We start from the raw sequence: 10769 nt of genomic DNA on the forward strand, positions 1-10769 counted from the left end.
GAAACGCTCAGGCGAGCAGTTCGTCCAGCATGGCGTGCAGGCGGCGCAGTTCCTGCCATTGCGCCTCGTCGATCTGCTTGCGATGGTCGCGCAGGTCGCGGACGTCGACGGCGGAGAAGTCCTTGGCGATCCGGTGCACAGCCGAAACGAAACGCACCACCGGCAGCGGAGCGGCCTTCGCGGCGCCCTTGTCGGCCTCGACGCCCCCGGTCTGGGCTCGCTTCGCCTCGCGCAGGGCCTTGACGGTGCCGCCGTCCTTCACGGCGTCCCACAGGCGGCGCTGCACGGTGGGATCGTCCACCGCGGCGATCTCCGTCAGGATGCTCTTGGGCACGGACCGGTAGCGCGTTTCAAATTCAGCGATGATCTCGGTGGGCAGCCGCAGCAGCGACAGGGTGCGCGTCACCTCGGCCTGGCTGCGGCCAATGACCTGCCCCAGCGCCTCGTGCGTGTACTCGTGCCGCTCGATCAGGCGGGCGAAGGCGCGGGCCAGCTCCATGGCGTCGAGGTCGACGCGCTGGATGTTCTCGATCAGCGCCAACTCGTCCGGATCGCCGTCGGTGACGATGGCGAAGACGGTCTGCCGCCCGGCCAGCCCACAGGCGCGCAGGCGCCGCTCGCCGGCGATCAGGCGGTAGTCGCCCTCGCCGATGTCCTGCACCAGGATCGGCTGCTTCAGCCCGTGCCGCGCGATGGAGTTCGCCAGTTCCTGCAGCGCCTGCTCGTCGAAATGACGGCGCGGCTGGTCCGGGTTCGGGTGCACCCGGTCGATGTCGACCTCAATCAGCCGCGGGAAGTCGGCCGACAGTCCGAACAACGAATCGCCGCCGCGCTGCGCCGCCTTGTCGAAGATGCGGGTGCTGGTCCGTTCGAGCTTACGAGACATGGGCGGCATTCTCGACAGTGTTGGGGGTCTGGAGGTGGGCGGCCAGTTCGCGCGCCAGTTCGCCGTAGGCCTGCACGCTGTTGGAGTTCGGGTCGGCCTCGATGGCCGGGCGGCCGGCGCCCGACGCCTGGGCGAACAGGGTCGCGCGGGGCACGGCGTTCAGCACGCGGGTGCGCCCTTCATAATGTTCCTGGATCTCGCGCAGGCTCGCCTGGTCTTGCGTCAAGCGGGAGGAGAACATGGTCGGCAGGATGCCGAAGATGTTCAGCGACGGGTTCGAACGACGCCGGATTTTGGCGATGGTCTCCAGCAGCAGCGGCACGCCGAGGCCCGCGAACACCTCCGTCTGCACGGGGATCAGCACGAGGTCGCTGGCCGCCAGTGCGTTGATGGTCAGCAGGCCGAGGTTCGGCGGACAGTCGATCACGATCACGTCGTAACGGTTCCGGACCTCCGCCAGCTTTTCCTTCAGGACCAGGGAGTTGTCCGGCTCCGCCACCAGCTCCGTCTCCGCCGCGGCGAGGCCGATGCTGGAGGGGGCCAGCATCACCGCACCGTCGCACACCGGCTGGAGGATGCTGTCGAAGGACGCCCCGCCGCGCACGACGTTGTAGAGCCCCTTGCGCTGCGTTTCGATCTCGCCAGGGTCGAGGCCCATATGGACGGTGGCGTTGCCCTGCGGGTCGCTGTCCAGAAGCATCACCTTCAGGCCCAGCGTCGAGAGTGCATAAGAAAGGTTGACCGCCGTGGTCGTCTTCCCCACGCCGCCCTTCTGGTTCGCCACGGCCACCACGGCACGGCGCAGCTTCGGCCCGGTCGGGCTTTGAGTCGGAGGGACCGCCGCCATGCCCCCGTGGCTTGCCAGGAAGCCGGCGACCTGCTGGGGAATGCGCTCCGCCCCGCTCTCCCACCGGCTGATACGGGAGCGGTCGTAGCGACGGTTGAGCGCGCCGTTGAGCCACGTCGCGAAGCTCAACTGGTCCTCTCCGCGCCGTTCGCGGATGGCGCGCAGTTCTTCCCCGTTCATCGGGCCTCCGGTGTGGATCTGATGGGCGAGTTTTTACCGATTTGACGCAATTGGTCAAGGGGAGGGCGTGCGGCTTGCGTCAATCAGCCGAGGGCACCGGTTCATGCGACGTCGTATGGGAATGCGGTCATAAAACCGTCGGATTTGGCGCTCCGGTGGAGCCAATGGCTTCCTTTCCAGCGGGAAAAGGGGCGGGAGTGGCGCCCCACAAATCCGTTCCGGACACGAATCGACCAAGACCCCGTCAAGCCCATTCTCGGCAGCGTTACCAATTCAGCGTTGTCTGGAGCCGAGCCTTTCGATTCGCACCTTGATACGCCTGGACTCCGATGTTTCAAATTCAGCGTTCCAGCGGGGAGTCACGTTTTCGTATTGCGTTGCAAGATCTGCGTCCGACTCGCCGAGTCGTTCACGAGTCGCCTAAGCCTTGGAAACCCTTGCTTTTCCGATTCGACCGTTACCAATTCAGCGTCAGGATTGGGGGCGGTTTGTGTCAAGTCCGGCACCGGGTCGGACGCCTTGGGCGGAGACCAGGACGATTCCCGGCCACCCCCGAATGCCCGTTCGGCGACTCCCGCACCTGTCCGCTGTTGCGTTTTCAGCGAAAGGGGTCGCGCCGATGCTCGCGCGACTGGTCCAACCGGTGAATCTATCGGGACTCATATAGGACATGGTTGCGAGTTCAGCGTGGATAACCGCCTTTTCTGACTCGACTTCTGCGTGGACGAGCGAGTCCCCGTTGCGATTTCAGCGCCCCTGTCGTTGCGGAGTCAGCGAGCCGTTTCGGTCCGAAGGGCCGCCCGCGATTCCAACTCAGCGTGGACAACCGCGCCGGCCTGTGGACAAGCGGTTGGCCGGGCTCCCTCCGGAAAAAGCCGACGCTGAAATTGAAACGGCGAAAGGGGTGGGCGGGACGCCGTAGCGACCGGGGGCGTCCGGGAGGGGCGTTCAGGACCGTCCGCCGGAGCCCTTCGCTGAGTTTGAATCGGAATCTGCACGTTCCGTTGCAACTTCAGCGATTCGTGGGATGGACGCGCTTCACAGCCACCACATTTTGTGTTCTCTGGGATGACGAGGACGTGACAGAAAGAGGCCGGAGGGTGTCCATGGCGAAAATCCACGAGCAGCTGACCTTGGAAGGTTTCGAGGCGGTTCTGGCCCGCACCGAAGACCCCAAGGAGCGCCGCCGTGTGATCATGGCTCACGAGGCGCTGTCCAACGAGATGGACGCGATCGGCTATCTGCACGCCGGCTTCTGCCAGGCGTCGCTGCCGCACCGCAAGCCGAAGGACGAAACCGCCCCGTGGGTCCGGAACAACGGCAAGTACCAGCTCGTCGTCCGCCCCGGCATCCTGCCGTTGCGTGACGGCACCGTCCTCGACGTCGGCGTGCCCTACGGCGCCAAGGCCCGCCTGATCATGATCTACCTCCAGACCGAGGCGCGGAAGACCCGCAGCGCCCACGTCGACCTGGGGCCGAGCATGAGCGCGTGGCTGCGCCGCCTGGGCCTTGCCCCCACGGGCGGGGAGCGCGGCAACTACAAGCCGGTGCGCGAGCAGGTGCTGCGAATCGCCCGTAGCGAGTTCACGCTGCGCACCACCACCGGCCCGTCCACCGCCGAGATCTCCGACCAGCGTCTGATCGACGGCATCAAGCTGTGGCGCGACGAGGAGGACACCCCCGACCTGTTCCGCACCGGCGGCGAGTGGGTGCGCTTCGTGCGCCTGACCCAGAGCTTCTTCGAGCATCTGATGGAGCACGCCGTCCCGCTGGACGAGCACGCCATCGCCAAGCTGAAAAACTCCGCCCTGGCGCTGGACGCCTATGTCTGGCTGGTGCACCGCCTGCATCGTCTGGACAAGCAGACGCTCGTCCCCTGGCACGCGCTGTCGCAGCATTTCGGCTCGGTCAGCGAACACCGCGTGCTGGCCTTCCGCCTGAAGGAAGCGCTGAAGGACGTCATGGCCGTCTACCCCGACGCCAACATCGAGCCGACCTCCAAAGGCCTCGTCCTGCGCCCGTCCGCGCCGGCCGTTCCCTCCAACAAGCACCTGGTTCTGCGCCCCGTGCGAGGTTGAGTCCCGGGGCTGAGACACCGGGGCGGAACCAATACCCGGCCCATCACCCAGCGCCGCGCCATATCGCGCGGCGCGCTGTTCTTGAGCCCGAGAGAACGCACCGTCTCAAGGGAAGGACAGCATGGGTTCGACCAAGCTTGGCGCCGCTGTGGCGGCCATTCTTCTGATCACCGGAGGGGCCTGGGCGCAGCAGACCTCTCCGAACAATTCCCCGAACACCACCACCGGCGGCGGGGCCGGGACGTCGACGGCGAACTGCCCGGCGGGCAGCAACGATCCAGGGTGCAGCGGCGGCAGCCAGCTCGGCCCCCAAGGATCGCCCTGGGGCACCGGCGCGTCGTCCGGCAGCAGCACCGGAGGGTCCAGCGCCTCCGGCGTCACGGGTAGCGCCGGCCGCACGCCGAGCAAAATCGATCCCCGCAACCCGCCGCAAGGCCCGACCGCGCAGCAGCGCGCGAAACAGCAACAGCAGCAATGATGACCGGAAGCGGGCGGCGGAGGACCACCGCCCGCTTCCGGACCTCCGCGTCAGCGCCGGGTGGTGGAGTCGGTGTCCGCCGTCTCCCGCGTCGCCGGGGTGTTCATGCCCCCGACCGTGCCCGTCGTCCGCGTGTCGTAGGACGAGGACGAGCCGGTGCCCGCCAGGGAGGCGGCGCCGGCCGAAGTCGTGGAGGACCCCATGCCCCGCCCGACGCGCAGGTTGTTCTGCACATGGCGGACGCCGGCCACGGACTCCGCGATGTCCTCGGCCCGGCGCTTGACGCGGCGGTCGTCCACCGTGCCGGACAGGGTCACCTCGCCGCCGCTGACCGTCAGCTCGATGTCCGATGCGTCGACGTAGGGATCGTCGGTCAGCCGGTCGCTCACGTCCTCGCGGATGCGCTCGTCGGAGCGGGAGTAGCCGCGCGGACCGCGCCCCCGGTGGTGCTGCGCGCCCTCGTCGCCCCGCCACGCGTCCATACGGCGCCGCCGCTCCGCGTCGTCGTCGCCGAACCAGGAGGCCATCTCGTCCCCGGCCCGTTCGAAAAAGCCGCGCTCGTCGCGCGTGCCGCCGCCGTAGTGGCCGCCCCGGCCGTAGTCGTAGCCCGAGCGTCCGTAGCCCGCATCCCGGTAACCCATCCGCCCATAATCGGAGCGGCCGGCGTCCCGACTCCAGTCGCTTTGGCCCCAGTCGTTCCGGTGCCGATCGTCACGGCCCCAATCGTCCCGACCCGCGTAGCGGCGCATGTCGTTCAGCATGTCGCGGCCATAGTCGCGGTGTTGGCCCAGGCCGCGCACGTCGCGCTCGCCGCCCTGCCTCCAACCGCTGCTGTTCCAATCGGCCCGGCTCCGGTCGTCCCGCCACCAGCGGTCGTTGTTCGCCATGTGACACCCCCTCCTGAAAAGGTGCGAGAGCCGCCACGTTCGGCGGCTCTCCGGTCAACATGGCCCGTGGAAGGGCGGTTCCTTGGCCGGCCAGGAGCCCGCGTTCAGGAAGGCGCCAGCGCCGGCTGTCCCACGGCGGTGGGCGGCTCGGCCGGCTCCGGCAGGGCGCCTCGCGTCACCGTCACTGCGCTGCGCCCGCCGCCCAGCGGCATGACCCGCACCTGGACGCCGATCCGTTCGACCAGTGCCGGCACGTGGCTGATCACCCCGACCTGCCGGCCGGTGGCCTGCAACGCCTCCAGGCAGGACAGGGCAAGGTCCAGGCTGTCGGGGTCGAGCGTGCCAAAGCCCTCGTCGATGAACAGCGTGCCGATGCCCCCGCCGCCTCCCCCCGCCATCGCCGACAGGCCGAGCGCCAGGGCCAGGGAGACCAGGAACATCTCGCCGCCGGACAGGCTGTGCACGCCGCGCCGTTCGTCGCCCATCTCGCCGTCCACCACCTGGATCTCCAGGTCGGCCCCGGCCACCCGTTCCAGCCGGTAGCGCCGCGCGAGGTCGCCCAGGTACCGGTTCGCCTGCACCAGCAGCAGGTCGAGGCTGAGGCTCTGCGCGAAGTTCCGCAGCTTGCGCCCGTCCGCCGAGCCGATGAGCTGCGCCATGGTCGCCCACAGGGTGTGGGTCTTGCGCTGCGCCTCCACCCGGTCCAGCACGGCGGCGAGCCGCTCCCGGTTCTCTGTGTCGGCGCGCAGGCGCGCCTGCGCCTCGCCCAGCCGGCCGCGCGCCTCCTGCAACAGTCGATTCGATTCGACCACGGCGGCGCGCGCTTCCTCCACCGTGGCGGCGGGCTGGCCGACCGCCTGATGCTCCCTCCGCAACCGGGTCCGCTCCGTCACCAGCAGCGCCGCTTCGCGCCGCGCCGCGTCCAGGCCGGCCAGCGCCTTTTCCTCCGCCGTCAGCCAGTCCTCGCCGTGGGCGAGGCGGGCGCGCGCCTCCTCGACCGTCACGTCGCGCCCGGCCGCTGCGGTCGCCAACGCTGCCACGGCCTTCTCCGCCGCCTCGGCGCAACGGCGGGCGGTCTCGCCGCGCGTGGCGTGGTCCTGTTCGGCCGCGGACAGGCGGGCTGCGGCGTCCTGGCGGGCGACTGTGGCCTTGTCCACCAGGGCCTCCGCCCGCTGCCGGGCCTCGGCCAGCTCCTTCTTCACCTCGGTCACCGCCCGCCCGCCGAGCAGGCCGGCGCGCGCCTCGCGTTGCGCCCGCAGGTCTCCGGCAAGCCCGTCGGCGCGGTGGCGCGCGGCCTGTTCAGCCTGTCGGGCGCCGTCCAACTCGGCCGCCTTGGCCACCGACTGGCTCTCCAGCGTCTCCCCGGTCCGCAAGGCGCGGGCGAGGGCGTCGCGCTGCTTCAGAAATTCCGCGACTCGTCCCGCCAGGGTGGCCCGGAAGCCCTCCGGATCGGTCCGGAGAGCCGCGTCCCACCCGTCCAGCGCGGCGAAGGGCGCGGCCAGCGCGGCTCGCGCGTCCTCAATGCCGCGTGCCGCACGGTCGCGCCCGGCGATGGCCAGGGCCTCCGCGTGGCGGGCGGCCTCGCGTTGCCGGGTGCGCGCCTCAATGGCCCGTTCGACCTCGGCCAGAGCCGCCTCGCGGGTCCGCCGCTCCTGCCCGGCGGCGTCGAGCCGGGCCTTGTGGTCGAGCGCCGCGGCCTCGGCCCGCCCGACTTCCGCCAGTTCCGCCTCCGTGACCGCCAGGAGGGAGGCCACGACCGCCGAGTCCGGGGCCTTCGGCAGGTCCAGCCCGACCGCCAGTTCCGACCAGCGCCCGGCGACCTCCGCACGATCCCGCCGCAGGGTCGCCAGCCGCTTGTCCAGCCCAGCGATGCGCTCCCGCGCCGCCCGCGCGGAGGCTTCCTGCGCGCCGTGAGCCTTCACCCGGTCCGTCAGCGCGGCCCGGAGATCCGCGACCCGCCGCTCCTGTTCGTTGGCCATCCGCTCCAGCGCCGCGCCGCCGGCCGTTCCATCGCCCACCCACGGATGCGCCGTCGCGCCGCAAACGGGGCAGGGATCCCCGTCGGTGAGTTGGGCGCGCAGGGACTCCACATCCTCGCGGTGGGCGAGGTGCAGGCGGCGCAGCGTTGCCTCCGCCTCGTCCAGCACTGCCCGGCGCCGGTCGATGTCGGCCTTGGACTCCGCCGCCAACGCGTCCGCCTGTCCCGCCGCGGCGGCCTGCTGCGCCCGGTCGGTCTCCGCTTCCGTCTGTTCCGCCGCCAGACGGACCGCGCTCTCGGTCAGCCGGGCGAGTGCCGACAGCCGGTCGCGTCTTGCGGTCAGCGCCGTGCGCTGCCGGCTGACCTCGTCCAGCGCGACGACCGGTTCGGCCTGGACCGCCGCCAGCGTCCGTTCTGCGGCGTCGCGTGCCGCCGCGACGTCCGTCCGGACCCCGGCCAGCCGGCCAATCTCCGCCTCATGCCCCGACGCCTCGTCCCCGCAAAGCCGGGCCTGCGCGTCGGCGCCCCGGTGCGCCAGCGCGTCTTCACTGTATCGAAGAAGCAGGGCCTCCCAGCGGGCCCATTGCTCCGCCACCGGCGCGAGCGGGGCTTCGCCGGCCAGCCAGTGCTCCCGCTCCGCGGCCTCCCGCCGCGCCTCGTCAAGCGCCTTCTGCAAAGCGTTCCAGGCGTTTAGCTGCGTTGCGGCGCGTTGATTCGCCGTTGCGGCGTCGGCCAGGGCTTCCGCGTGCTGGGCCGCGAGGGTCGCGATCTGCGCGTCCAGCACGGTCGCCCGTTCCAGCGCGGGCTCGGCGTCCGCCTGGGCCGTGCAGGCGGATTCGAAAGCCCCGCGCGCCTCGGCGTGCCGTCGGGTGACCTGCTCCACCAGCTGCCGCGCCGCCGTAACCGCGCCTTCGGCGCGCGTCACCGCCTCTTTCGCCTTGGTGGTTTCGCGGGCGCAACGGTCCGACTCGGCCAGCAGCGGCCGCAACGGGTGCAGGCGGCGCAACAGCGCGGCCTCCTGTCGACGCGGTTCGGCCTCCTGCCAGACGCGCTCGGCCTCCTTGGCCAGACCGGCGGCTTCGGCCTCCGATGCCGAGAGCTGGGCGTCGCGCTCGTGCCAGACGACGGCGGCGCGCGCCGACTCGACGGCGGCCTCGCCCTCCCGGACGGTCTGCGCGGCGGTTTCCGCTTCCGCGCCCAGCGCCGCGCGCTCCTCCTCGCCCAGCACGCCGATGCCGGCGACCTGCGCGTCCAGGGCCTCCAGCGCCCGCTGCTCGACCACGCAACGCTCGTGCGCGGCGATGGAGATGCGGGAGTAGATCTCCGTCCCCGTCAGCAACTCCAGCAGAGCGGAGCGTTCCACCGCGGGCGCCTTCAGGAAATTCGCGAAATCCCCCTGCGCCAGCAGGACGGCGCGGCGGAACTGCTCGAAGCTGAGCCCCAGGCGGGCGGCGATCTCCTCCAGGACGCTCGTCTTGCCGTCGCCGTAGCGCTTCGCGCCGTCCATGCTGGACAGGCTCATGACCTGCTTCTGGAGCTGCCCGCGCGCGTTCTGCCGCGCCCGCCGCAGCTCCCACCGGGCACGGTAGGCCGCACCGTCGATGCCGACGAAGTCCACCTCGGCCCAGCCGAACCCGGCCCCCCGACGCAGCACCGTGCGCACGTCCGTGGTGCTGATGGCGTCGGTTCCGCCGTCGCGGCCCAACTGCACCCCGCGCCCGTCGGGCAGACGCGGCATCTTGTCGAACAGCGCCAGGCACAGTGCGTCCAGGATGGTGCTCTTGCCCGCCCCGGTCGGGCCGGTGATGGCGAACAGGCCTGCGTGGCGCAGCGGATCCTGGTCCAGCTCCACCGCGAAATTCCCCTCAAGGCTGGCGAGATTGCAGCCGCGCACCGCAAGAATCCGCATCACGCATTCTCCTGCACGGACGTCACCAGCTCCTGGAAGGCCGCCATCAGCGCCGGGTCTGGGGTCCCTCCGTGGGTGCGCTGGTAAAGCCGCTGGAACACGTCCTCCGGCGCCAGTTCCGCCAATTCCATCTGCGGCGCGGATTCAGCCAGCGATTCGCCGCCGCTGGTCAGGCGGACCGACAGCTTCACGAGCCGCGCCGGCCGTTCCGCCAGAGCCGCCGCGACCTCCTCGCGCAAAGCCGGCCGCGGTTCGGCCAGCTCCACCGACACCTCCACGAAGGGCCAGGCTTCACGCGGCAGGGCCTCTTCCAGTTCCAGCGCACCCAGCCCGGCGAGCACTTCCTCCGGCGGGGCGAACCGCCCTCCACCGGGGACGCGCCGGATCGCGACGAAGCGCGGCACGCGCACCGCTTCCCGCCGGACGAGCCGCCCCTCGGCAAACTCCGCCAGCACCACCTGATGCGGGTAGGTCTCCTCGTCGATGGCCAGCGGCAGAGGCGATCCGCTGTAGCGCACCCCCTCCCGGCCGCCCACCGCCTGCGCCCGGTGCAGGTGGCCCAGCGCGACGTAGGCAGCATCCTCCGGGAACATCTCCACGGGTAGGGCGTGCAGGTTGCCCCCCAGGATTTTGCGCTCGCTGAGTTCCGACAGCGCCCCATCCCGCATGTAGCAGTGGCCGGTCAGGATCATCGCCTCTCCAGGTCGGCGCTCGGCGCGCCCCGCCTCCACCGCGGCGTCATACACGCGGCGCACGCCCTCGATCAGCGGGTCGATGCCGTCCTCCACCTCCGTCACGGGCGGCAAATCGGCCGCTCGTAGGTAAGGCACGGCGATACAACGCGCGGCAATCTCCCCACGACCGTTGTGCAGGGGAAAAACCAGCCGCTCCGGCGCGAAGCGCCCATCCGCCTCCACCGGCAGGCCGCCCACGACGCGCACGCCCAGCTCGCTCAGCAACGGCGAGGGCGCCTCCAACCGGCTGCCGCTGTCGTGGTTGCCCGCGATCACCACCACGTCCAAACCGGGCCGGCGCGTCTTGGCCCGCGCCAGGAACCGGTAGAACAGCCCCAATGCGGGAATCGGCGGGTTCTGCCCGTCGAACACGTCGCCCGCGATCACCAGCGCGTCCACCGCCTGTTCGTCGAGCGTGTCCAGCAGCCAGTCGAGGAAGCGCGCGTGCTCATAATCGCGCGCGATGCCGTGCAACGTCTGCCCAAGATGCCAGTCGGCGGTGTGAAGAAGGCGCATGGGATGAAAGGGTCCAGCAGGAAAGGGATGGGCATTTTACGAAAAGCCGCGTCCGAACGCGCCGTGCGAAAAAATCGCCGAGGGTCGAAAAAACCGCTTGCGCGATCCGGAGGAGGGGGCATATAAAGCGCCTCCCGACGCGGTGGCCGCTGACGAAGCGCCGCCGGGTCGGAAAACAGATGACAATCTGGCCCTGGCGGCTCACTCCTCATACGGGACTGAGCGCGGGGTTTTGCGGTTCCCCAGGTGGCGCCGCGGGTTCTTGGAAATTGTGGA

The 10769-nt window shown here is 70.5% G+C and carries 7 protein-coding genes; 2 read left to right on the plus strand and 5 right to left on the minus strand.

The genetic code is table 11. The features are described from left to right. Positions 1 to 7: 7 nt before the first annotated feature. Together ACSVC7_RS25065 and ACSVC7_RS25070 are read right to left on the minus strand one after the other, a co-directional pair. A complete protein-coding gene (locus ACSVC7_RS25065; RefSeq protein WP_448207390.1) occupies positions 8 to 886 on the minus strand; it encodes a ParB/RepB/Spo0J family partition protein in 879 nt (292 codons plus the stop codon). Continuing rightward, the gene (locus ACSVC7_RS25070) at positions 876 to 1913 is read right to left on the minus strand and encodes a ParA family protein (protein ID WP_448207389.1); all 1038 of its coding nucleotides are present in this window, start codon (positions 1911 to 1913) and stop codon (positions 876 to 878) included. The genes ACSVC7_RS25065 and ACSVC7_RS25070 overlap by 11 nt, the downstream gene beginning before the upstream one ends. Positions 1914 to 3019: 1106 nt before the next feature. On the opposite strand from ACSVC7_RS25070, the gene ACSVC7_RS25075 reads away from it, so the two are divergent. Beyond that, on the plus strand, positions 3020 to 3991 hold the full coding sequence (locus ACSVC7_RS25075) for a replication protein RepA (RefSeq protein WP_149472271.1): 972 nt from the start codon (positions 3020 to 3022) through the stop codon (positions 3989 to 3991). Positions 3992 to 4112: 121 nt separating this feature from the next. Then, on the plus strand, positions 4113 to 4469 hold the full coding sequence (locus tag ACSVC7_RS25080; protein ID WP_448207388.1) for a hypothetical protein: 357 nt from the start codon (positions 4113 to 4115) through the stop codon (positions 4467 to 4469). Positions 4470 to 4519: 50 nt separating this feature from the next. Here the strand turns inward: ACSVC7_RS25080 and ACSVC7_RS25085 are convergent, their stop codons facing one another. From ACSVC7_RS25085 to ACSVC7_RS25095, 3 genes are all read right to left on the minus strand, one after another. Further along, a complete protein-coding gene (locus tag ACSVC7_RS25085) occupies positions 4520 to 5356 on the minus strand; it encodes a BON domain-containing protein (protein WP_448207387.1) in 837 nt (278 codons plus the stop codon). 104 nt (positions 5357 to 5460) lie between these two features. Continuing rightward, positions 5461 to 9243: an AAA family ATPase gene (locus ACSVC7_RS25090; protein WP_448207386.1), complete on the minus strand. Its 3783-nt coding sequence runs from the start codon at positions 9241 to 9243 to the stop codon at positions 5461 to 5463. Next, positions 9243 to 10493 carry an exonuclease SbcCD subunit D C-terminal domain-containing protein gene (locus tag ACSVC7_RS25095; RefSeq protein ID WP_448207385.1) on the minus strand — a complete coding sequence of 417 codons (1251 nt, stop codon included), beginning with the start codon at positions 10491 to 10493 and terminating at the stop codon, positions 9243 to 9245. The genes ACSVC7_RS25090 and ACSVC7_RS25095 overlap by 1 nt, the downstream gene beginning before the upstream one ends. Between the last annotated feature and the right edge of the window lie 276 nt (positions 10494 to 10769).

Source organism: Azospirillum mesophilum, assembly GCF_053470405.2.